A 21,006-nucleotide genomic window follows, 5' to 3' on the forward strand; every position below is an offset into this window, starting at 1 on the left:
TGCCGAACCGCTCAGGACGCCGTCGAGCAGCACCAGCCCGACAGGCGCGCGCCGCGCCCGGGCGCCAGCGTGCGCGGGATGTCCGGCCCGCGCGCCGTCAGCTGCATGAGCGACCAGGCCGGCCGCCCGGGCTGGTCGAGCACCAGCCAATGGCCGTCAGGACCCCAGGCCACGGAGCGGATCGGGCCGCTGCCGACCTGCAGCAGGCGCTCGCGCCCGTGGGCGACGAGCAGGAGGCGGTGGTCGCCGGTGGCGCGCACGCGCCGGACGACGACGTAGCGCCGGCCGTAGGGCGCGAAGGCGCCGGAGACGTTCTCGGTCCCGTGGGGGGCGCGCCGGCTCCCGGCCACCTGTCCGAAGCGACCGGTGTAGGCCGTCACGTCGCGCGCGCCGACGGCGATCAGCCGGTGGCCGTCGTGCGACCACGACAGCGTGCGGGGCGTGGCGCGCGGGCGCGCGCGCCAGAGGACGGCGCCGGAGTCGACGTCGCGCACCGTGATGCGGCCGGCGCCGTCGAGGTAGGCCAGGACGTTGGTGGTCGTGCCGGGCGCCCACGTGGGCCGTACGGGGCCCGCGGCGGCCACGGGGCGATCGCCGGTCCCGTCGCCGGCGACCACCCGCAGCGTCCGGCTGCCCGGGGCGCCGGTCAGGTAGGCGACGCGGAAGCCGCTCGGCGACCACGCGGGCGCACGGATCGCGTGCGGTTGCGCGACGTGCCAGCGGCGCCGGCCGCGCAGGTCGACCGCGATGAGCTCGACGCCGCGGACCGCGGCGACGTACAGCCCGTGCGGCGACCAGGCCGCCTCGTCGACCGCGCCGAGCAGCACCCGCGTGCCGGTGGGCAGGCCGAGGACGGTCGGCCCGTGGTCGTTGACCACGAGGATCCGCCCGCCGCCGGGCAGCGCAGTCGTCGACGTGGGCGCCCGGCGGGCGTGGTGTGGCGCGGGATCGGCGACCGAGGCGATCCGCGCACGGACCCACTCCGCCGTGGCCCGCCCGGGCGACGTCAGGCCGGCCGCGACGGCGACCAGGGCGCAGAGGGTCGCGACGGCTCCGAGCGGGGGCACCGGCCCGCGGCGCGGCGCGGCGGCCGGCCGCTCGGCGAGCGCCGCCTGCGCCACCGCCCACGCGCGACGGCGCGCGTCCTCCTCGCCGGGCACGCGCAGATCGCGCAGCGGCGGGCGCGCACTCATCGCTCCACCTCCCGCGCCAGCGCGTCGAGGCCCCGGCGCAGCCGCGAGTTGACGGTTCCGCGCGGAACGCCGACGGCCGCGGCGATCTCGGTCGGCGTCAGCTCCAGGAGGTGGCGCAGCACCACGACGATCCGCTGCTCGTCGGGCAGCGCGGCGACCGCGGCGAGGAGGTCGTCGGCCAGCGCCGGGACCGCCTCGGCGGCGCGCGCCACCCCGTCCAGCGCCACCGGCGCGACCTCGCGGCGCAGCGCCCGCGCCCGGGCTGCGTCGATCGCGCGGCGGGCCACGATCGTGCGCAGCCAGGGCCCGAACGGGCGTGACCGGTCGAAGCGGTCCAGCGCGCGGATCGCCGCGACGAAGCCCTCCTGGGCCAGGTCCTCGGCCGCGTGCGGGTCGCGGACGATCAGCCAGGCCGCGCGGTAGGCCGCGGGCCAGTGCGCGCGAAACAGGACGTCGAGCGCCGCGGCGTCCCCGCGTAGCGCGCCGCGCACGGCCGCCCGCTCGGCTCGCGCGGTGAGCGCCGGCTCGCGCCGCACCCGCGGTGCGCCGGCCCAGCGGAGCGCCTGCGGCTGCGCGTCCATGCCCGTACTACGGGCGCGGGGGCCTCAGCGGTCCCGCGCTTCCCAGTCCTCCAGGGTCATGGCGTAGATCTCGTGGTCCTCCCACGTCCCGGCGATGTTGAGGTAGCGCAGCGCGCGGCCCTCGTGGCGGAAGCCGGCCTTCTGGACCACCCGGATCGACCGGACGTTGCGCGGGATGACCGCGGGCTGCACGCGGTGCAGGCCGGCGTGGCGGAAGGCGAACTCGCAGATCAGCACCGCGGCCGCCGTGGCGTGGCCGCGCCCGCCGCTGGCGGCGGCGGTCCAGTAGCCGAGCGTCGCGTTGCGCCACGCGCCGTGCACGACGTTGCCCAGCGCGATGCGCCCGATGATCGCGTCGCCGTGCTCGCGGTCCAGGACCGAGAACGCGTAGCCGGTCCCGAGCTCCCACGCCTCGATGTCGCGGCGCAGCGTCTCGGTCTGCCCGGCGCGCGTGTAATGCGCCTCCGCGTGGATCGGCTCCCACGGCGCGGTGTGCTCGCGGTTGTCCACGACGGCGGCGGTGAACTCGTCTGCGTCGCGCAGCCCCAGCGGGCGGATCGCCGTCCGTTCGGCCTCCAGCCGGATCCGAGGTGGCACGTGCCCGATCACGATGGCGAACGTAGCATTCCGCCGGCTACGCGAACCGCTGCAGCGCGACCCGGGCGACGACCGACCAGCCGACCACGAGCGCCGCCAGGTGCGCGAGCGCGGCCCCCAGGCCGCCGGCGTCGTTGAGCGCCGCGTCGGTCGCGTCGAGCGCCGGGCGGAACGGGAAGAGCGCCGAGATCACGCGGATCGCGTCGTAGAGGCCCTGGGCGACCGCGCCGCTGGGCACGAGCGCGAGGAACGCGACCGGCAGGGCGAGCAGGATCGCCAGCAGCGAGGCGGCGCGCACTTCACGGGCCAGCGCCCCGATGGCGACGCCCAGCGCGCCGAAGGCCAGGCCGCCCGCGCCGAGGGCAACGACCCAGAGCGGGAACCGGGCCCAGTCCAGCGAGACGAACACCGACACGCCCGCGGTCATGAGCAGCGCCGCCGCGGCCGCGCACCCCGCGGCCAGCACGACCTTCTCGGTCAGCAGCGCCCAGCGCGAGACCAGCCCGCGGACGAGCCGCGCGAACGCGTGCTCCTCGCGCTCGAGCGCCAGCATCCCGGCGGCCAGCAGCACGCAGACCAACATGAGTGACATGGTCACCGCGACGGTCACCGCGAAGGCGTCCAGCGGCGTGCGACGGCCAGCGACGATCGTCTGGTCGACCTTGACCGGCGTGGCCAGCGAGCCCAGCACGACGTCGGAGAGGCCGAGGTTGTCGATGGCCAGCTGGGCGAACGCAGAGACCCGCTGCAGCGCCTCGCGGTCGGGCGAGGCCTCCGGCGTGCGCGTCAGCACGGAGTCCACCAGCGCCTTGGAGCGCTTCAGCCCCAGGACGTCGAAGTCGCGCCCCAGGATGGAGAACCTGCCGCCCGAGAGCAGGATGTCCAGGTAGCTCGCCGCGACCTGCGTGAGCTTCGTCGAGACGGCCCGGTTGAGGTCGGCGACGCGCGAGTCGATCGTCGACTGCACGAACTGCTGCTTGACCGGGTCCTCGGCGTTGTAGAGCACCTCGACCGTCGGCTTCTGCCCGCCCGACAGCGTGATCGCGCGCTGCAGGCGCGTGACGAGGTCGGGCGGCACGACGATCGCGGCCAGCACGTCGCCGTCGCGCACCTTGCGCTCGGCCTCCGCGCGGCTGTGGACGGTGACCGGCTCGATCGACTCGAACAGCCGGTCGGCGTAGTCCTTGGGGTCGACCGTCGTCCCGCCGATCGACACGCCGCCGGTCGAGGGCGGCAGCTGGTTGAGGATCGCGACGCGGGGCTTGTCGGGGCCCTTGGACAGGGCGAGCCCGACCAGCAGCGCGATGATGATGGGGTAGATCACCAGCAACGCCACCAACAACGGCGAGCGGCGCAGGATGCGCAGGTCCTTGGCCAGCAGGAAGCGCATCGCCTAATGGCCCCGCGCGCGTAGGAAGGCCACGAAGGCCGCCTCGAAGTCGTACTGCTGCGTGCCGACCGCCTCGTGGAGCGCCGCCGGCGTGCCCTCGAAGAGCAGCTCGCCGTCGGCGAGCACGAGGACGCGGTCGGCGAAGCGCTCGGCCTCGGCGACGTTGTGGGTGGTGAACACGACGGCGGTCCCGCCGCGGGCCAGCGCGCCGACGAACTCCCACAGCCGCTCCCGCTGGCGCGGGTCCAGCGACGACGACGGCTCGTCGAGCAGCACCACGTCGGGGTCGGCCAGCAGCCCGGCGGCGATGTTGACCCGCTGGCGGTTGCCGCCCGACAGCGTGCCGAGCTCGTCGCCGGCGCGATCGCGCAGCCCGGTCTGGTCGAGCATCCGCGCGACCACGGCGTCGGGATCGGCGACCTTCTCCAGCCGGGCGAAGAGGCGCAGGTTCTCGGCGACCGTGAGCTTGCCGTAGACCGCGGGCTGCTGCGGCACCCAGCCGACGTCGCGCGGGTCGCGGCTGACGTCGCCGCTCGTCGGGGCCAGCACGCCGCCGAGGATCGACAGCAGCGTCGTCTTGCCCGCGCCGTTGGGTCCGATGATCGCCAGCGTCTCGCCGCGGGCGGCGGCGAAGCTCACGCCGCGCAGGGCCTCGCGGTCGCCGAAGCGCCGGGTCACGGCCCGCACCTCGAGCGCGGGGCCGTCCTGCGTCGCCGCGGCGTTCACCGCCGGGAGGCTACTTCGGTGTGCTGCAGGCTCGCGCCGCACGCGCGGCAGTAGGCGTCGCCCTCCGGAGCTGGCGCCCCGCAGTCGCGACATCGCCGTCCCGGTGGCGGACCCGCGAGCCCGAGCACGCTCGTGGTGCCCCAGGGCTCGAGCACGAGGTGGCGGCGCAGGTAGACGACCGTCTCGCGCAGCATCGCCGCCATGGGCAGCGACAGCAGCGCGCCGAGGAACCCGTAGGCCTCACCGCCGAGCAGCAGCGCGAAGATCACCAGCAGCGGGTTGATGCGCAGCGTGTGGCCGAAGATGTAGGGCGCGACGACGTGGCCCTCGAGCTGCTGCAGCGCGGTGAAGAAGATCCCGAGCCACACCGCGGTGAGCGGATCCTGGAACAGCGCGACCAGCAGCGGCGGCAGCGCGCCGAGGAACGGCCCGACGAACGGCACGAGCTCCATGAGCCCGAACCAGGCGCCGAACGCGAAGGCATAGGTCTTGCCGTCGGGGAACACGCCGGTCGCCCCGAAGACGTACATCCCGAGGCCCGCGCCGGTGCCCATCGCCAGGCTGAAGAGCAGCTGCCCGCGCAGGTAGCCGCCGACCGCGCGCTGGATGCGCGTCGGGAAGTCGTCCTCCGGCGAGCCGTCGCCCGGCGGCATGACCGAGCGCACCACGGCGCCGATCCGCTCGCCGTAGATCAGCATGTACACCGACAGCACGATCACCAGCAACAGCCCGAGGCCGGCCGTCACGACCGTCTTGAGGATCTCGCCGCCGAAGTTGACGATGTCGCTCGTGCCGCCGACGACCTTCTCCTGCAGCGTCTGCAGCGCGGTCTCGCCCTGGCGCTTGACCTCGACGTTGATGCCCTTGCGGTCGAAGTAGGCCTGCAGGTCGGCCAGCCGCGAGTTGGCGTCGTCGACGATGCCCGGGACGTCGTTGCCGAACTTCTGCGCCTGATCGGCCACCGGGTTGGCCAGCAGGACGCCCGCGCCCACCAGGACGACGAGCAGCCCGAGGTAGACCGTGAGGATCGCCAGGCCGCGCGGCACGCGCCGTCGCTGCAGGACCGAGACGATCGGGTTGAGGATCAGCGCGACGACCGCCGCGACCGTGAACGCCAGCAGCACGACGCCGGCGGCCTTGGCGACGAGATACAGCGCGACGACCAGCAGCGGGAGCGTGACGAGCTGGATCCAGCGGGGCACGACGACCTTCTCGACCGCCGGGCGCTGCGCACCGGGCTCCGGCGGCGGCTCCTGGTCTAGCCGGTCGTGGCCCTCCCAGTGGGCGTCGTCTGTGGGGTCTTCGCTGCTCATCGCTCCCGGCCGTCAGAGTATGCGACGTGCCAACCGCTCCGACCATCCTCTTCGTCGGCGACGTCGTCGGCGGGCTCGGGCGGCGCACGCTGCTCGGCCTGCTGCCCGCGTTGCGTGAACGTCATGCCCCGGACTTCGTCGTCGTCAACGGCGAGAACATCGCCGGGGGGCTCGGCATCACGCCCAAGCTCGCCGACGAGCTGTTCGCCGCGGGCGTCGACGTGATCACGCTCGGCAACCACACCTACCGCCGCCAGGAGATCGGCCCCTACCTCGACAGCGGCAAGCCGATCGTCCGGCCGGCCAACTACCTGTCGACGCAGCCGGGCCGCGGCTTCGTGGTGGTCGAGAAGCACGGCGTGCGCCTCGGCGTCGTGAACCTCAGCGGCAACATCCACCTGCGCGCCGGCCGCGTCGCGTTCCTGGAGATCGACGCGGTCCTCGCCGAGCTCGAGGGCAAGGTCGACCACGTGCTGGTCGACATGCACGCGGAGCTCACGAGCGAGAAGGTCGCGATGGGCTGGTATCTCGACGGGCGCGTCACCGCCGTCGTCGGGACCCACACGCACGTGCCGACCGCCGACCTGCGCGTCCTGCCCGGCGGGACGGCCTACATCACCGACGTCGGCATGACGGGCCCGCGCGGCGGCGTGCTCGGCGTCAAGAAGGAGCAGTCGATCTCGTCGCTGCGCACGCACATGAACGTGCGCTTCGAGACCAGCGAGGACGACCCGTGGCTCAACGGGGTCGTCATCCGGGGCTCGGAGCAGCCGCTGCGTGCCGAGGCGATCGAGCAAGTGCTCGAGCCGTGGCAACCAGCGCCATCAGCAGCAGGACGTTCCTGACCGCGACCGCGGTCACCGCCCAGCCGTGCTGGTAGACCACGTCGAAGTAGTGCGACGGGAACCAGAGCTGAGTCAGCAGGGCCGCCGCCGCGGTGAGAGCCGCCGGGAGGCGCCCTCCGCGGGCCCAGGCCACGGCGGCCAGCGGGAGCAGCCAGCACACGTACTGCGGCGACAGCACCTTGCTCAGGGCGACCAGCGCCAGCGTGACGCCGAACGAGGCGAGGACGAGCGCGTCGACGCGGGGACGGCGGGCGGCCAGGCCCGTGAGCGCGGCGAGGGCCGCCAGCGACGCGAGCGTCGTCAGCACGAGCACGACGTCCGCCGCGCCGCCGTCCAGGCCGTTGGACTTGAAGCGGTCAGGCCGCACCGGATCGCCGGTGACATAGGAGCCACCGAGGACCTCGAGCACGGTCGCCGCGCTGGACTCGATCTGCACGGGGCGGTCGACGTGGAAGCGCACCATCGTGGAGGGAAAGCCGCCGAGCACCGCGAACGGCACGCCGAGTGCCAGGACCACGGCGGCGAACGCGATCCCGCCGCGCCGCGCCGCCCGCCGGTCCCCGCGGCCCAGCAGCCAGGCGATCGCCACCAGCGCGATCGCCGCCGGGTAGAGCTTGGCCATGGTCCCGAGGCCGAGCATCGCCAGGCCCCAGGCGGGACGGTCGCGCACGAGCAGCGCCAGGCCCACGAGCGTCAGCGCCGCGGGCAGCAGGTCGATGTGGGTGCGCACGAGCGCGCCGGCGACGGGCGGCAGCAGGACCATCGCCCAGCCAGCGCGCGCGCCACCCAGCGACCAGGCGGCCAGCTGCGCGACGATCGCGCAGCCGAGCATGGCCAGCGACATCCCGACCGCGCTGCCGCCGATCAGGCCGATCGGCAGCAGCGCCAGCGGGGGGTACTCGAAGGGGAAGTCGCGGAACGGGACCTGCCCGTCGGCCAGGAGCCGGTGGTCGACCGAGTAGACGTACAGGTCGTTGACCGCGTCGCCGGAGAACGGCCCGTGGTTGGTGCTGATCAGCCACACGACGACGAGCGCGAGCACGCTCGCCGCCGGCCCGAGCCAGGCCTTCACGCCGGGTCGGGGATCCGGAAGCGTCCGAACAGCGCGACGGCGACGAACGGGAAGAACCACACGAGGTACAGATAGAACCAGTAGCTCAGCCCGAGCTGCAAGGCGATGACGACCGCCGCGGCCATCGCCGCCAGGCCGATGACGTCGCGCCGTCGCGGGATCAGCCCCGCGGCCAGCGCGAAGAGCGCGGCGCCGACCTGCCACACCTGCTCGGGGGCGCGCAGGTCGTGCAGGCCCCAGATCGAGAACGGCGCGATCCGCCCGGCCTGGAAGCCGAGCGTGCGGTCGTAGACGGTGTGCAACGACTCGCCGCGCAGGACGATCGGGGCCCACACCAGCGCGGCGACCGCGACGAAGGCCAGCGCGAACGGCACGACCGTGCGCAGCCAGGTGCCACGCCGCGCGCCGTGGGTCGCCATCAGCGGGGCGAGCCCGAGCGCGCCGAGCTTGGAGAAGGCCGCCAGCGCCGCGACCGCTCCGCGGGCCGCGGGCTTGTGGGCCAGGTACAAGGTCAGCGCGGCGAGCGCCGCGACCAGCCCGTCATTGGTGTTGGTGTTCAACGCGTACAGGCTGAACGGCCACGTCGCCCACGCGTAGGCGAGCACGATGCCCAGGCCGGGCCCGCGGATCCGGCGACCCGTGAGGAAGAGCAGCAGCATGGTCATCAGGTCGAAGAAGATCGCCGCGGCGTGCGCCGCCGGCAGGTCGTCCCAGCGCCCGCTCCACGGCAGGGCCTGCTCGAACGGCACGTACGCCTCGTAGGCGAACGGGCCGTAGGTGTCGCCGTGCTCGTTGTCCTTGGGGTAGTTGCCGTACACGGGCCTTCCGTCGGCCAGCCGGTCGGCGCCGATCACGCCCGAGTACCCCACGTCGATCACGTTGGACGACGTGACGTTCAGCCCGATCCGGAAGCCGACGAGGAACACGACGGCGACCGCCAGCCACGTGGTGGGCACCAGCAGCGGGAGCGTCCGGCGCGGCCCGGCGACGTCGGGCGCCCGGCGACGCAGGCCGATCGCCAGCATGCGCGCCAGCAGGTACAGCAGCCCGACGAAGACGATCGGAACCGACGCGTCCAGGTTGGCGTCGTTGAAGTACGCGACCGACACCCCGAAGCCGGCGAGCACCAGGAGGTCGAGGTGCAGCCAGCGAAACGGGCGCCGCGGCGTCACGAACGGCGCGACGAACAGGATCGTCAGCGGGATCCAGACCCAGGGCGAGTTGACCTTTCGGCCGAAGGCGCCCGGGTAGCCGCGCGCCATCGTCCACGCGACCTGCGGACCGGTCCACGCCTCGGTGATGCCGCCCGTCGCGTCGTCCACGTAGACCTGCGCGATCTCCTTGCGCGCGGTGCCGGTGCCGGGCGTGAACCAGCTGACCTGCCAGCGGGTGCGGCCCTTGAGGAAGACCTCGGGCTTGGCGGCCGGGTACTTGCGCAGCGCCTTCTGGACCTTGGCGTTGCGCGCGGCGATGGTCTGCGCTTGGCGGCCGGTGAGGCGATGACCCGCCGGCCGGACGTCCAGGCTCGGGGGCCGGGTCAGCGCGTTGTCGTCGGAGACAGGCGTCGTCGCCCGGGGCAGCAGCGCCGGGCTGCCGCCGGACTCGGCGATCGTCGCCCGCGTGGCCGACTGCGCGACGGCAGCGGACGCCGAGACGAGGCCCAGGAGCGCCACGGCGACGACCAGCAGCACGACGCGCGGCGGCGCGACGCGCGTCAGTCGCCGAACGTCCAGAGCTTGTTCCCGAGGAAGTTGCAGGGCGTGGCGGCCGCGACCGCGATCGCCTGCGCCAGCACCTTGGCGAGCCCGGCCTCGCTCACCAGGAGCGACAGCAGCCCCAGGTTGACCACGAACGCGGCGAGGCTCACGCCCACGAACCGCACCGCCTGCTGGCCGGCGTGGCCGTCACGGGCGTCGAAGGTCCAGTGCCGGTTCCACCAGAAGTTGTTGGTCACCGCGACGAGGAACGCCGCGACGGCCGCGAGCCGGTAGTCGAGGCCGAAGGCGTGGACGCACAGCGTGAAGACCGCGAGGTTGACCACGTAGCCGCTCGCGCCGACGGCGGTGAAGCGCGCCAGCTGCCACCAGTTGTGGCTCTTGCGCATTCCGCGACGCACGCGGTCGCGGCGGCGCTGCTCGAGGAGTTCGGGCACGTCGCGGTCAGAGTACCCCTCCATCCTTCACCGGGCCTCAGCTCGCACCGAAATGGGCGCGGACCATCGGCGCGACGTCGGTGATCGACCACGCGCCGGGCCCGGTCCCGGCCGGCGCCGCGACGCCGCTGAACGCCAGGGCGCCGAGCGAGTCGGAGCGGTGCAGCGAGCCGTGGCTGCCGCCGCCGACGTGATCGGCCCCGCCCCAGTCGGGAAACTCGTAGCCCGGACCGGCCGACAGCAGCACGTCGCCGGCCGTCGCGCAGGTCAGCGCCGCCCACACGCGACGCAGCGCATCGGGGTAGTCGGGGGCCTCGAAGCGCCCGGTGCTCGTGTGCGCGGCCAGGGCGCTCAGGTCACCCTCGACCGTCCACGCGTTGCCGCGCGCGTCGCGCAGCGCGGACCCGGGAGCGAAGAACAGCTCGCCACGGCCGGGCGCGCGTACGGCGGCCCGGTCGCCCTCGCGCCAGGCGATCACGTCGATGCCGGCCAGCGCGGTGGCGGTCTCCACGATCCGCGGGACCACCGTGGCGCGGGCCTCGGGCACCAGCGCGTAGATCATCGCGGCGCGCTGGTTGGGGCACAGCGCGAGCTCCGCCTCGTCGACCGCGCTGCCGCCCGGACCGGCGACCGCCCAGTCCGAGAACGCCTCGCGCAGCTCGATCCGTCGCTCCACCGCGGCGTGGGAGTGGTCGGCGCAGACGATCACGGCGTGCGTGTCGAGCAGGGCGTCGATGCCGCCGACCGCGTCGGCGACCCGCTGCAGCTCCCGGTCGGCCGCGGCGATCGACGCCGGCTGGGCGTGCGGGCCGTTCTTGTGGGAGTGCGTGTCGTTGTCGGGCAGCGACAGCAGCAGGAAGTCGTACAGGTCGCGCGCCGCGAGCCAGGCCGACACGCAGCCCGCGTGCCGGTCGCGGATGCCCGGCATCCCGAGCTGGCTGCGGCAGCCGGTCTGGCGGCTGGCGAAGATGTCGGCGTAGAACAGCTCGCGCGGGCCCATCACCGGCTTGCGGAACAGCGTCCCGGCCAGGCGCGTCAACGCCGTCTCGCGTGAGATCGGGTGCTCGTGGCGGCCGCGGTAGACGAGGTAGGTGGTGCCCGCGGTGCGCACGCCGAGGTCGTCGAGCGACTCGTACACGGTCTCGACGTCGCGGCTCAGGTGCGACCCGTTGAGGTTGTACACCGTGTCGGTCAGCTGCCGGGCGATGCCGAGCTTGCGCGCCGCCCGGAACGACGACCCGTATTCGACATACCGCCGCTCGGCCCGCGACCACCAGTTCATCGCCGCGATGCCGTGGCGGTCCTGCAGCGCGCCGGTGGCGATCGAGGTCGCGCACACGGGCGTGACCGACGGGAACGCCGCGCACAGCTCGTCGACGAACGTGCCGCGCTGCACCACGGCCGCGATCACGGGCGCCTCTCCCCGCTCCACCGCCCGCTCGAGCATGGAGGGCTTGCAGCCGTCGATGACGGCCAGCAGGAGCTTCAACGGAGGATGCGCAGGCCCGCGTACTTCTGATCGGACCGGCGCCGGCCCGTGACCAGCAGGGCGATCAGGAAGCCGACGGCCACGAGGCTCAGCGGCGGGAAGAGGATGCTCGCGCCCGCGACGACGAGGCCGGCGGCCTCCCCGTAGAACGGCAGCGCGGCGGCGGCCTGCACGTCGTTGGCGCTGGCGAAGCGGGCGCGGACGCGGGCGAAGAGCTGGCGCGAGACCGAGCTCGCGAGGTACGCGATGACCGAGCCGAGGATCAGGCCGTACCACCACGTGTGGTGGCGGTCGTCAATCGACGCGGCGCACAGCAGCGCGCCGAGGCCGATGCCCAGGCCGCTCAGCGCGGCCTCGCCGGGCCCGGTCTCCAGCGCCCTGCGCGTGAGCACCGTGACGACCAGGCCGACCACGAGGGCCAGCAGCCACCACGGCGACTCCAGGAACGCGAACTCCGTCCCGTCGAAGTCGAGGCCGAGGTCGGCGCTGGCGAGCGCGCCGGCGAGCAGGGCGGGAAGGAACGGGCGCAGGCCGGTCGCCGAGGCGAGGCCGAGGCCCTGGAGGATGTCGAGGACGAGCTTCATCGGTACCGTGCTCCGGGACCATGACAGACCGCAGGTCCGAAGGTCCCGGCGGCGAAGGGAGGAGCTCCATGTCCTCGCCCCGCCACCCCCAGCGTCCCGCCGCGCACGAGCTCGAGCGGTACGCCGGCCTGTTCGCCTCGCGCACGCGCGCGATGAAGTCCTCGGCGATGCGCGACCTGATGGCCATCACGGAGCGTCCCGAGGTCATCTCGCTGGCGGGCGGGCTGCCCGACACGTCGACCTTCCCGGCCGAGAGCTTCGCGGCGATCATGGCCAAGGTCGCGGTCGACAACTGCGCCGCCGCGCTGCAGTACGGCCCGACCGAGGGCCTGCTGATCGCCAAGGACGCGATCCGCCGCGTGATGGCCGCGGAGGGCACCGAGGTCGACCCCGAGGACATCCTCGTCACCACCGGCGGCCAGCAGGTCATCGACCTGGTGTGCAAGACGCTGATCGACCCGGGCGACGTCATCGTCGCCGAGGCGCCGACCTACCCGGGTGCGATCCCGGCGTTCTGCTCCTACCAGGCCGACGTCGTGCAGATCGAGATGGACGCCGACGGCATGCCGATCGACGTGCTGGAAGAGACGCTGGACAGCCTCGAGCGCGAGGGCCGCCGTCCGAAGTTCATCTACACCATCCCGAACTTCCAGAACCCGGGCGGCGTGACGATGTCGCTCCCGCGCCGCAAGCGGCTGGTCGAGGTCGCCGCCGAGCGCGAGATCCTCGTGCTGGAAGACAATCCCTATGGGTTGCTCCGCTACGAGGGCGAGCCGCTGCCGACGCTGATGTCGCTGGCCGGCGGGGAGTACATCATCTACCTCGGGACGTTCTCCAAGATCCTGTCGGCCGGCCTGCGCCTGGGCTGGGCCGTCGCGCCGGCGCCCGTGCTGGCCAAGATGAACATGGGCAAGCAGGGCGCCGACCTGTGCTCGTCGTCGCTGACGCAGCACTTCGTCGCGCAGTACTTCGCCGAGGGCCGCTGGGAGCCGTACCTGCAGTCGCTGCGCCAGCTCTACCGCGGGCGCCGCGACACGCTGCTCGGCGCGCTGGCCGAGCACTTCCCGGCCGAGGCGACCTGGACCCAGCCGCAGGGCGGGCTGTTCGTGTGGGCCACGCTTCCCGAGTACCTCGACACGACCGACCTGCTCGCGCGGGCGCTGCAGCGCAACGTGGCGTTCGTGCCGGGGCGCGGCGCGTACCTCGACGGCCGCGGCGCCGCCTCCATGCGGCTCAACTTCTCGGGCGTGAGCGACGCCGAGATCCGCGAGGGCGTGCGCCGCATCGGCGAGGTCATCGGCGAGCAGGTCGAGCTGTTCGGCACGCTCACCGGGTCGCGGCCCGCCGCCGCGGCGCCCGCCGCGCCCGCCCCCGACGCGGAGCTGGCCGACGTGCTGCAGCTCCCGCGCACGCCGCGCCCCGGCGCGCAGCGGTCAGACGGCCGGCGATGACCCTCGTCGCCGTGCTCAAGGGTGGCCGCTCGTTGGAGCGCGAGGTGTCGCTGCGCTCCGGCGCGCGCGTCGAGGACGCGCTGAAGCGCCTGGGCCACGAGGTGCACGGCATCGACGTGGACCACGACCTGGTGCGGCGCCTGCGCGAGCTCGCGCCCGACGTGTGCTTCCTGGCGATGCACGGCCGCGACGGCGAGGACGGCACGGTGCAGGAGCTGCTGGAGATCCTCGGGCTCCCGTACACGGGCTCCGGCGTCTCGGCGTGCATCCGCTGCTCGGACAAGGTGCTGGCCAAGCACCACATGCTCGACGCGGGCCTGCCGACCCCCGACTTCGTCGCGTTCACCGAGACGGCGTTCAAGCAGCTCGGCGCCGCCGAGGCGCTGGGCGAGATCGAGGCGCGCATCGGCTTCCCGATGGTCGTCAAGCCCGCCGACCAGGGCAGCGCGCTGGGCCTGCGGATCGCGCACACCGCCGCGGAGGTCCCGACGGCGCTGGTCGCCGCGTTCTCCTACTCGTCCAAGGTGCTGCTCGAGCGCCACGTGGCGGGCCGCGACCTCGCGGTGTCGGTGCTCGACGGCGTGGCGCTGCCGGTCGTCGAGGCGGTGCCCGAGGGCGGCGGCGCCTACGACTTCGACGCGCGGTACGAGATCGGGCGCTCGACGTTCGTGTGCCCGGCCGACCTGCCGCCGGAGGTCACCGCGCGCGCCCAGGAGCTGGCCGTCGCCGTGCACGAGCTGCTCGGCTGCCGCGACGTGTCGCGCGTCGACCTGCTCTGCGACGCCGGCGGCGGGCTGCACGTGCTGGAGGCCAACGTCATCCCGGGCCTGACGGCCACCAGCCTGCTCCCCCAGGCCGCCGACGCGGCCGGGATCGACTTCGACGAGCTCATCGCGCGGCTCGTCGAGCGCGCGCTCGCGCGCACCGCGGCGGTCTGAGCGGGCGCGTCCGTGCGCGGACGCCCGGCGCCCTCAGCCGTCCGACGCGAAGTCCTCGGGGAAACCGAGGCTTCCCCTCCGCCCCCGCTCAGCCGTCGCTGGCGAAGTCCTCCGGGGAAACCGAGGCTTCCCTCCGCCCCCGCTCAGCCGTCGCTGGCGAAGTCCTCCGGGGAAACCTGATCCAAGAACTCCTTGAAGCGGTCGACGACCTCCTCGGTGTCCTCGACCTCGTGCTCGAACTCGATCGCCGACTCGGCGATGACCTCCTCGGCGGCGAAGATCGGCGCACCCGACCGCACCGCGATCGCCAGCGCGTCGCTGGGCCGCGAGTCGATCTCCACGTCCCGGCCGGCCACGTTGAGCGTGATCGTCGCGAAGAACGTGTTGTCGCGCAGCTCAGTGACCGCGACCTGGGTGCACTTGACCTCCAGCTCGCCCAGCATGTCGCAGAGGAGGTCGTGGGTCATCGGGCGCGGCGTCGTCGCTCCCTGCAGTTTCATGAGGATCGCCGCCGCTTCCGGATGTCCGATCCAGATCGGCAGGAACTTGTTGCTGTCGACGGTCTTCAGCAGCACGATCGGCTGCTTTCCGACCATGTCGAAGGAGACGCCGTAGATGACCATTTCCTGCACGAGAAGATCTCCTCGGTGGTGTCGCGCCAGTATAGGCGCGCGCCACTCGCGGCCTTTCGGGCGCGGACCTCCGGTCAGCTCGTGGCGGGCGCTTCGGCGGCCGCAGGCGCCAGGACCGTCGGCGAGTCCGCGCCGCGCAGCAGCAAGTGGGGCTTCCCGGTGCCGTCGGCCGGCACGATCCAGGTCGCCTTGCCGTCGGAGTAGGCGACGTGCTCGTCGTCGATCCACGACGGCTGGTTGTCGACGGACCGGCTTTCGGCCAGCTCGACGTCGGCGAGTTCTTGTGCGGTCTCGCGGGGTCCGGCCGGGAGGGTCGGAGCCTCGGCACGCGGGCCGGGATGGGCGATCCAGGATTCGAACCTGGGACCTCTTCCTTATCAGAGAAGCGCTCTAACCGACTGAGCTAATCGCCCGCTGCGGCCCGGAAGTGTAGCGCGGGCCTAGGAGCGGCTGCGGACTCGCTGAGCGAGGGCCAGCGCCTCGTCCAGGGAGTCGACGCCGAGCTCGACCTTGTACCCCGTGCCGCGCGGCCGCACCCGGACCTCGGTGCCCAGGGCGCCCCCCAGCGCGTCGGCGATCTCGGCGGCCGCGGAGGCCTGATCGGGGTGCACGGACGGCCGCGTGCGGCCGGTCGCGACGGCGGCCCCGTTGGCCTGACGGGCGCGCTCCTCCGTCACGCGGACCGACCAGCCGCCGTCGGCGGCGGCGTGCGCCAGCCGCTTGCGGTCGCCCTGGTCCTCGGCGAGCAGCAGGGCGCGGCCGTGGCCCTCGGTCAGCGTGCCGGCCTCCAGGAGCGCGAGCGCCTCGTCGGGCAGATCCAGGATCCGCAGCAGGTTGGAGATCGCGACGCGGCTGCGCCCGACGCGCCGGCCGACGGCCTCGCGCGTGAGGTTCAGCTCCTCGACGAGGGCCGCGACGGCGCGGGCCTCTTCGACGGGGTTGAGGTCCTCGCGCGCCATGTTCTCGACGAGCGCCACCTCGAGGCTCGTGGCGTCGTCGCGCTCCTGCACGAGCGCTGGCAGCTGCGCCAGGCCGGCGAGCTTGGCGGCGCGCCAGCGGCGCTCGCCGGCGACGATCTCGAAGGTCCCGCCCGCGCGCGGGCGCACGAGGACGGGCTGCAGCACGCCGCGCTCCTGCACGGACTCGGCCAGTGCCTGGAGCGCTGCCTGGTCGAAGCTGCGCCGTGGCTGGTCGCGGTTGGGCTTGATGAGGTCGACGGCGAGCTCGCGCAGCTCGGCGGTGTCGGCACCGCCGGCGTCCGGCGTCGAGACGCTCAGGATGGCCGCCAGCCCGCGGCCCATGCCGCGCTCAGCCACGGGCCGCGACCTCCTTGGCCAGCTCGAAGTACGCGTCGGACCCCACGCAGTGCGGGTCGTGGTGGATGACCGGGCGCCCGTAGCTGGGCGCCTCGCCGATGCGCACGTTGCGCGGGATGACCGTGTCGAAGACCAGCTCGGGGAAGTGCTCGCGGACCTCGCGCTCGACGTCGCGCGCCAGGCGGGTGCGCCCGTCGTGCATGGTCAGCAGCATCCCGGCCACCGAGAGGCGCGGGTTGAGCTCGCGCTGGATGAGGGCGAGCGTGTCGAGCAGGCCCGCCAGGCCCTCGAGCGCGAAGTACTCGGTCTGCACCGGGACGATCACGCGATCGGCGGCGACGAGCGCGTTGACGGTCAGCGGGCCCAGCGACGGCGGGCAGTCCAGGAGCGTGAAGGCGAAGCGCTCGCGAACCCCGCCGAGGGCGTCGCGCAGGCGTCCCTCCGAGCCGGGCTGGCGGGGCAGCTCGACGTTGGCGCCGGCCAGGTCCGGCGAGGCCGGGAGGACGAACAGCCGCTCGATCGCGGTCGGCACGAGGGCGTCCTCGACGGTGGCCTCGCCCGAGAGGACGTCGTAGATGTTCGGCACCGTGTCCTTGGAGACGCCGAGGCCCACGGTCGCGTTCGCCTGCGGGTCGATGTCGATCAGGAGCGTGTCGTAGCCTGCCTCCGCGATGCACGCCGCGACGTTGACGGCGGTGGTCGTCTTGCCCACCCCGCCCTTCTGATTCGCGATCGCGTACACGGTGCCCATACGGCGCTCACGGTAGCGGCGCATGCGGTCGGACGGCCTTGCGGATTCGGTCCCGAACGGCAACGCTCAGGGTCAGGTTCAGGCCCGAAGTGGCCGTTTGCGGGCCATTCCCTCCCGGCGTGGGTAGCGCGGGGGCGTAGAACTGACCTTCAGGTAGAGATAGAGGCGCCGTGCGTCGGCGCCGGGGAAGGGCTCCACGGCGCGTGGGGGCAGCGGCTCGAGGCCGAGCTGCGTTGCGGCGGCCAGTCCATCAGCCTCCTCGGACGGATCTCTGTGTCCCTTCCACGCGACGAGCGATCCTCCTGCCACGAGCAGGGGCGCCGCGTACTCCGCGAGGACGTTGAGCGGCGCGAGCGCCCGGGCGGTCACGACGTCCTCCGTCCCGTGGCCGGCCGGCCACGCCTCGGCACGAGCGTTGACGACGTCCACGTTGGCGAGCCCCGTCGCGCCGGCGATCCGGCGGAGGAACTCGCACTTCTTGCCGACGCTCTCGACGAGGGTCACGTGGGTGTCGGGCAGCGCGACCGCGAGGGCGAGCCCCGGGAACCCGCCGCCGCTGCCGAGGTCGGCGATCCGCCCAGCTTGCCGCACGGCCTCCACCTCCAGGCCGGCCAGCGAGTCGGCGACATGCGCGTTCACGCCCTCGACGGGATCCCTGACGGTGGTGATCGACGTCGGCTCGGCCGCGACGAGGTCGAGGATCGCCCTGAGCTGCGCGGGAGCGGCGTCGGGGAGCTCCCAACGGGCAGCGAGCTCGGCGAGGCGTTCATCGACGGCGGTGGGCACGCCGAGGAGCGTAGGCGACCGATGCGTCCAAGACAGGTCGGCCCCGACCGGTGAGACTTCACCCATGGCCGACCTGACCACCATTCGCAACATCGGGCCCCGGATCGCCGCCGACCTCCACCGCATCGGGATCCACGAGCCCGACGACCTCCGCGGCCTCGACGGCGACGAGCTCTACGAGCGCCTCTGCGCCCACGACGGAATGCATCACGACATCTGCCTCCGCGACACCTTCGTGGCCGCGATCGCCTATGTCACCACCGGTGACGACCGGCCGTGGTGGATGCACAGCCGCGAACGGCTTGCCGCGGCGGGGCGTGAGCGTTCCACGTGAAACACACACGGGACGGCCGCGCGCGCGACGGCGACGGCGTCCTCGTGCGGGGTGGCACCGATCGCCGGCGTCGACATCACGTCGCGGCCGCCGGCCTGCCCACCGGGCTCCGGAGCGAGGGCACCGGGCGGAGTTGTGGCTGTGGGCCGCCCGCGTACCCGAGCGCTGCGCATGGGCGTGACCGGCGTGCCGCAGACGCAAGCGGCGTGCAGCGCGCGGCGCTGGTCGTCCCGCGGGCGCCATCTGGGGGCGACGACGACCGGAGGTGAGCGCCAACCCGGGCCCGACAGGTCTGCCGTGGCCGTCCCGGAGGGCGGGTGGGCCCGAACGCCGCGGCCCCACCGCGCCCAACAGGCCCACCCCAACCGAACCGCCGCCAACGCCGCAGGTGGGCCCGAACGGCCGCGGCCCCACCGCGCCCAACAGGCCCACCCCGCCCAGCAACCACGGCCGCTCCTGGCCCCGGGCACGGGCGGAAGCGCGGCTACGCCGGTCCTCCCGCAACATCGCCGTCACCGCCCGCGGACCACGCCCCGCCGGACGGTCCCGCTCGCGCTGAGCGCCCGCCGCACCCGCCGCACCCCGTGCCCTCGCTCGCGCACCAGGTCGCCTGAGACGCCCGCCGCAACGGCTGCCGCCCGACCTTGGCACTGACGCCCGGGCGGGCGGCGTCCGCCGTCCCCGCTGCGGCGCTCGCACGCCGTCGGCCCACGACTCAACGCCGCGCGCGCGCGGCCCCGCCGGGACGACCCGTCGCATCGCCGGCATGCGGGCCGGACTCGCCGCAAGTGCGCCGCCCCGAGCCGCCCCGATGGGACCGACTCCCGCAACTCGGCCCTGAGCCGACGCCGCAAGAAGCTGAACGGTTCGGCGCGCCGCCGGTTCACCGCCTCGGCTGCCGCGACTCAGCAGCTGCGCCTCGCCGCGTTGGGCTGCGCGGAACCGGACCAGTTCGGCGCGGCCGACCACGCAACCCTGCGGACGTTCCACGTGAAACGCAAACGCCCGCCGGAGGGGGCAGGCGTTTCATGTGAAACGGTCCTACCGCGGCGCCGCTAGGGGAACGCTGGCCCAGAGGGCCAGGTTCCCTTGCGGGCCTTCGCCCAGGGGGCGAAACCCGCGGCGGGTAAGGCACCCACGCCGCTACGGGTGCCGTAGGCGGCCAGCAAGGCCGAGGCCCACGACGGCCGGCCGTCGCCGCCGGAGGTCGGTCCCCAGTCGCGACAGCGACACGGTCTCCTACGACGGCAGCGGGCTCACCACGAGGTGCCGCTCGGGCTCGTCGCCCTCGCTGTGCGTGTCAACGCCGCCGCGCTCGCGGAGGTACTCGTGGACGTGCTTGCGCTCGCTCGCGGTCATGGCGTCGAGGGCTACCGCACGCCCGAACTTCTCCGCGTCGATCGCGGCCTGGTCGGCCTGCTTCTCGAGCGCTTCGCGGCGGCGGGCGCGGTAGCCCTCGGCGTCCACGACGATCCGGCGGCGCTCGGTGAGCGGGTCGGCCAGGAGGATGCGCTGGGCCAGGTGCTGCACGGCGTCGATCGTCTGCCCGTGGCGGCCGATGAAGATGCCGAGGTCCTCACCGTTCAGGGTGCCGACCAGCGCCTCGTCGTTGGACTCGATCTCGATCTTTGCCTCGAGCCCGAGGCCTTGCACGATGTGCTCGAGGAGGTCCTGGAAGATCTCCTCCTGCGTCCGGTCGGCCATGGTCTAGCGCCGCCTCCCGGACCGCTTCTTCTTGCGCGACCGCGGCGGAGGGGGCGGGGCCTTCGACACGCGCGTCTCCTCCTTGACGGCCGCCTGCTTCGACGACGACTCGGCGCTGCTCGCCTGGCCGGAGAGGCGCGCCAGCAGCCCGCCGGCCCCACCGCCCGCGCCCGCTGCCGCGGGTTTGCCCTTGTCTCCGTCCGCTTGCCCCGGCAGCTCCGGCAGGGTCGTCGCGTGCGTGCCGTGGCCGATCACCCGGCGCAGGAACTGCTGCTGCCCGATGGTCCAGATGTTCGTCGTGATCCAGTACATGATCAGCCCGGCCGGGAAGCCGAAGACGAAGCCGACGAACAGGAACGGCAGGACCAGCATGATGATCTTCTGGTTCTGATCCGCGGTCGCGGTCATCATCAGGAGGCTGGACACCAGCTGCGTGCCGACGTAGAGCACCAGCAGCACGACGAGCACGGTGCCCGTCGCCTTGTCGGTGATGTCGTGGATGAACCAGAACTGCGACTCCGGCGTCTGACCGCACGGCTTCGGGTTCGCGACGTTCGCCGGGTTGATGTCCGGGCAGATGTCGTGCCGCAGGTCCTTGCGCAGCATGTAGAACAGCGACAGGAAGACCGGCATCTGGAGAATCAGCGGCAGGCACGACCCGAACGGGTTGACCTGGTTCTCCTTGTAGAACGCCATCATCTCCTGCTGCTGGCGCTGCTTGTCGTCCTTGTACTTCTGCTGCAGCTCCTTGATCTCGGGCGCCAGCCGCTGCATCGCCTGCATCGACTTGAACTGCTTCAAGGTCAGCGGAATCATCAGCGCGCGGACCGTGACGGTCATCGCGATGATCGACATGCCCCAGCCGAAGCCCACATGGTCGTGGAAGAACAGGAGGACCTGCTCGAACACGTCGATGAGGGGCTGGAGGACGTTGGCGAAGACGAAGGGCATGGGCTCAGGCGCGGGGGACGGGGGGTTCGCCGCCGGCCGGGCCGGCTGATGCGGCGGAGGCTCGGAACAGGCGCTGGGCCTCCACCGGATCGTGGCCGCCGTGGCTCCACGGGTTGCAGCGCAGGAGCCGCCACCCGGCGAGCACCAGGCCGCGCAGTATGCCGTACCGCCGGATCGCCTGTGCGGCGTAGCGCGAGCACG

23 protein-coding genes and 1 tRNA gene are annotated in these 21,006 nt (G+C 73.4%); 5 read left to right on the plus strand and 19 right to left on the minus strand.

The features are described 5' to 3' along the window. Positions 1-11 precede the first annotated feature (11 nt). Genes VK501_RS17165 through VK501_RS17190 form a run of 6 tightly spaced genes read right to left on the minus strand, consistent with a single transcriptional unit; the run spans position 12 to position 5,800 of the window. A complete protein-coding gene (locus tag VK501_RS17165; protein ID WP_324339458.1) occupies positions 12-1,193 on the minus strand; it encodes a hypothetical protein in 1,182 nt (393 codons plus the stop codon). Next, positions 1,190-1,774, minus strand: coding sequence for a sigma-70 family RNA polymerase sigma factor (locus VK501_RS17170; protein ID WP_324339460.1), 585 nt, complete (start codon positions 1,772-1,774; stop codon positions 1,190-1,192). Before VK501_RS17170 ends, VK501_RS17165 begins: the two co-directional genes overlap by 4 nt. A gap of 24 nt (positions 1,775-1,798) precedes the next feature. Further along, on the minus strand, positions 1,799-2,383 hold the full coding sequence (locus VK501_RS17175; protein WP_324339462.1) for a GNAT family protein: 585 nt from the start codon (positions 2,381-2,383) through the stop codon (positions 1,799-1,801). Positions 2,384-2,408: 25 nt separating this feature from the next. Further along, on the minus strand, positions 2,409-3,761 hold the full coding sequence (locus tag VK501_RS17180) for an ABC transporter permease (RefSeq protein ID WP_324339464.1): 1,353 nt from the start codon (positions 3,759-3,761) through the stop codon (positions 2,409-2,411). 3 nt (positions 3,762-3,764) lie between these two features. Then, positions 3,765-4,487 carry an ABC transporter ATP-binding protein gene (locus tag VK501_RS17185; protein WP_324339466.1) on the minus strand — a complete coding sequence of 241 codons (723 nt, stop codon included), beginning with the start codon at positions 4,485-4,487 and terminating at the stop codon, positions 3,765-3,767. After that, positions 4,484-5,800, minus strand: a complete 1,317-nt coding sequence (locus VK501_RS17190; protein WP_324339468.1) for an AI-2E family transporter — start codon at positions 5,798-5,800, stop codon at positions 4,484-4,486. Before VK501_RS17190 ends, VK501_RS17185 begins: the two co-directional genes overlap by 4 nt. 26 nt (positions 5,801-5,826) lie before the next feature. On the opposite strand from VK501_RS17190, the gene VK501_RS17195 reads away from it, so the two are divergent. Continuing rightward, the gene (locus tag VK501_RS17195) at positions 5,827-6,645 is read left to right on the plus strand and encodes a TIGR00282 family metallophosphoesterase (protein ID WP_324339470.1); all 819 of its coding nucleotides are present in this window, start codon (positions 5,827-5,829) and stop codon (positions 6,643-6,645) included. On the opposite strand, the gene VK501_RS17200 is transcribed toward VK501_RS17195, so the two are convergent. From VK501_RS17200 to VK501_RS17220, 5 genes are read right to left on the minus strand one after another with little or no spacing between them, the layout of a single operon-like run. After that, positions 6,551-7,717, minus strand: a complete 1,167-nt coding sequence (locus tag VK501_RS17200) for a glycosyltransferase family 87 protein (protein ID WP_324339472.1) — start codon at positions 7,715-7,717, stop codon at positions 6,551-6,553. The two genes, VK501_RS17195 and VK501_RS17200, sit on opposite strands and share 95 nt — an antisense overlap. Then, positions 7,714-9,408, minus strand: a complete 1,695-nt coding sequence (locus tag VK501_RS17205) for a hypothetical protein (protein WP_324339474.1) — start codon at positions 9,406-9,408, stop codon at positions 7,714-7,716. Before VK501_RS17205 ends, VK501_RS17200 begins: the two co-directional genes overlap by 4 nt. Before the next feature lie 23 nt (positions 9,409-9,431). Beyond that, the gene (locus tag VK501_RS17210; protein ID WP_324339476.1) at positions 9,432-9,869 is read right to left on the minus strand and encodes a GtrA family protein; all 438 of its coding nucleotides are present in this window, start codon (positions 9,867-9,869) and stop codon (positions 9,432-9,434) included. 37 nt (positions 9,870-9,906) lie between these two features. Further along, the gene (locus VK501_RS17215; RefSeq protein ID WP_324339478.1) at positions 9,907-11,358 is read right to left on the minus strand and encodes an alkaline phosphatase family protein; all 1,452 of its coding nucleotides are present in this window, start codon (positions 11,356-11,358) and stop codon (positions 9,907-9,909) included. Beyond that, positions 11,355-11,942 carry a DUF4126 family protein gene (locus tag VK501_RS17220; RefSeq protein ID WP_324339480.1) on the minus strand — a complete coding sequence of 196 codons (588 nt, stop codon included), beginning with the start codon at positions 11,940-11,942 and terminating at the stop codon, positions 11,355-11,357. The genes VK501_RS17215 and VK501_RS17220 overlap by 4 nt, the downstream gene beginning before the upstream one ends. 68 nt (positions 11,943-12,010) lie before the next feature. On the opposite strand from VK501_RS17220, the gene VK501_RS17225 reads away from it, so the two are divergent. After that, entirely contained in the window at positions 12,011-13,393 is a 1,383-nt protein-coding gene (locus tag VK501_RS17225; RefSeq protein ID WP_324339482.1) for a PLP-dependent aminotransferase family protein, read from the plus strand. Beyond that, complete coding sequence (locus VK501_RS17230; RefSeq protein ID WP_324339484.1) at positions 13,390-14,331, plus strand: D-alanine--D-alanine ligase; 942 nt, start codon at positions 13,390-13,392, stop codon at positions 14,329-14,331. The genes VK501_RS17225 and VK501_RS17230 overlap by 4 nt, the downstream gene beginning before the upstream one ends. Before the next feature lie 143 nt (positions 14,332-14,474). Here VK501_RS17230 and VK501_RS17235 read toward each other — a convergent pair whose 3' ends face one another. Next, positions 14,475-14,954 carry a bifunctional nuclease family protein gene (locus VK501_RS17235; RefSeq protein WP_324339502.1) on the minus strand — a complete coding sequence of 160 codons (480 nt, stop codon included), beginning with the start codon at positions 14,952-14,954 and terminating at the stop codon, positions 14,475-14,477. A 90-nt stretch (positions 14,955-15,044) separates the two neighbouring features. Here VK501_RS17235 and VK501_RS17240 point away from each other — a divergent pair, with 90 nt between their 5' ends. After that, positions 15,045-15,167: a hypothetical protein gene (locus VK501_RS17240; protein ID WP_324339486.1), complete on the plus strand. Its 123-nt coding sequence runs from the start codon at positions 15,045-15,047 to the stop codon at positions 15,165-15,167. Between the two features lie 135 nt (positions 15,168-15,302). On the opposite strand, the gene VK501_RS17245 is transcribed toward VK501_RS17240, so the two are convergent. The 4 genes from VK501_RS17245 to rsmG all read right to left on the minus strand — a co-directional run bounded on the left by VK501_RS17245 (position 15,303) and on the right by rsmG (position 17,816). Beyond that, positions 15,303-15,376 (minus strand) — tRNA-Ile (locus tag VK501_RS17245). 27 nt (positions 15,377-15,403) lie between these two features. Further along, a complete protein-coding gene (locus VK501_RS17250; protein ID WP_324339488.1) occupies positions 15,404-16,279 on the minus strand; it encodes a ParB/RepB/Spo0J family partition protein in 876 nt (291 codons plus the stop codon). Next, on the minus strand, positions 16,272-17,030 hold the full coding sequence (locus VK501_RS17255) for an AAA family ATPase (protein ID WP_349261031.1): 759 nt from the start codon (positions 17,028-17,030) through the stop codon (positions 16,272-16,274). Before VK501_RS17255 ends, VK501_RS17250 begins: the two co-directional genes overlap by 8 nt. A gap of 78 nt (positions 17,031-17,108) precedes the next feature. Continuing rightward, entirely contained in the window at positions 17,109-17,816 is a 708-nt protein-coding gene (gene rsmG / locus VK501_RS17260; protein WP_324339493.1) for a 16S rRNA (guanine(527)-N(7))-methyltransferase RsmG, read from the minus strand. 64 nt (positions 17,817-17,880) lie between these two features. Between rsmG and VK501_RS17265 the strand changes: the two genes are divergently transcribed. Beyond that, entirely contained in the window at positions 17,881-18,150 is a 270-nt protein-coding gene (locus VK501_RS17265) for a helix-hairpin-helix domain-containing protein (RefSeq protein ID WP_324339495.1), read from the plus strand. A gap of 1,239 nt (positions 18,151-19,389) precedes the next feature. Here the strand turns inward: VK501_RS17265 and VK501_RS17270 are convergent. The 3 genes from VK501_RS17270 to yidD all read right to left on the minus strand — a co-directional run. After that, complete coding sequence (locus VK501_RS17270) at positions 19,390-19,854, minus strand: protein jag (RefSeq protein ID WP_324339497.1); 465 nt, start codon at positions 19,852-19,854, stop codon at positions 19,390-19,392. Positions 19,855-19,857: 3 nt separating this feature from the next. Then, the gene (locus VK501_RS17275) at positions 19,858-20,805 is read right to left on the minus strand and encodes a YidC/Oxa1 family membrane protein insertase (protein WP_324339498.1); all 948 of its coding nucleotides are present in this window, start codon (positions 20,803-20,805) and stop codon (positions 19,858-19,860) included. A gap of 4 nt (positions 20,806-20,809) precedes the next feature. Then, positions 20,810-21,006: membrane protein insertion efficiency factor YidD (yidD, locus tag VK501_RS17280; protein ID WP_324339500.1), on the minus strand; the 197-nt coding region annotated here is incomplete at its 5' end.

The sequence above is a fragment of the Baekduia sp. genome (assembly GCF_035318805.1).
Lineage (GTDB): Bacteria > Actinomycetota > Thermoleophilia > Solirubrobacterales > Solirubrobacteraceae > Baekduia.

Excerpts from the sequence above, each read along its gene's own strand:
- VK501_RS17165 (WP_324339458.1), bottom strand. The coding sequence starts at position 1,193 with ATGAGTGCGCGCCCGCCGCTGCGCGATCTGCGCGTGCCCGGCGAGGAG.
- VK501_RS17170 (WP_324339460.1), bottom strand. The coding sequence starts at position 1,774 with ATGGACGCGCAGCCGCAGGCGCTCCGCTGGGCCGGCGCACCGCGGGTG.
- VK501_RS17180 (WP_324339464.1), bottom strand. The coding sequence starts at position 3,761 with ATGCGCTTCCTGCTGGCCAAGGACCTGCGCATCCTGCGCCGCTCGCCG.
- VK501_RS17190 (WP_324339468.1), bottom strand. The coding sequence starts at position 5,800 with ATGAGCAGCGAAGACCCCACAGACGACGCCCACTGGGAGGGCCACGAC.
- VK501_RS17220 (WP_324339480.1), bottom strand. The coding sequence starts at position 11,942 with ATGAAGCTCGTCCTCGACATCCTCCAGGGCCTCGGCCTCGCCTCGGCG.
- VK501_RS17225 (WP_324339482.1), top strand. The coding sequence starts at position 12,011 with ATGTCCTCGCCCCGCCACCCCCAGCGTCCCGCCGCGCACGAGCTCGAG.
- VK501_RS17230 (WP_324339484.1), top strand. The coding sequence starts at position 13,390 with ATGACCCTCGTCGCCGTGCTCAAGGGTGGCCGCTCGTTGGAGCGCGAG.
- VK501_RS17235 (WP_324339502.1), bottom strand. The coding sequence starts at position 14,954 with ATGGTCATCTACGGCGTCTCCTTCGACATGGTCGGAAAGCAGCCGATC.
- VK501_RS17255 (WP_349261031.1), bottom strand. The coding sequence starts at position 17,030 with ATGGGCACCGTGTACGCGATCGCGAATCAGAAGGGCGGGGTGGGCAAG.
- VK501_RS17265 (WP_324339495.1), top strand. The coding sequence starts at position 17,881 with ATGGCCGACCTGACCACCATTCGCAACATCGGGCCCCGGATCGCCGCC.
- VK501_RS17270 (WP_324339497.1), bottom strand. The coding sequence starts at position 19,854 with ATGGCCGACCGGACGCAGGAGGAGATCTTCCAGGACCTCCTCGAGCAC.
- VK501_RS17275 (WP_324339498.1), bottom strand. The coding sequence starts at position 20,805 with ATGCCCTTCGTCTTCGCCAACGTCCTCCAGCCCCTCATCGACGTGTTC.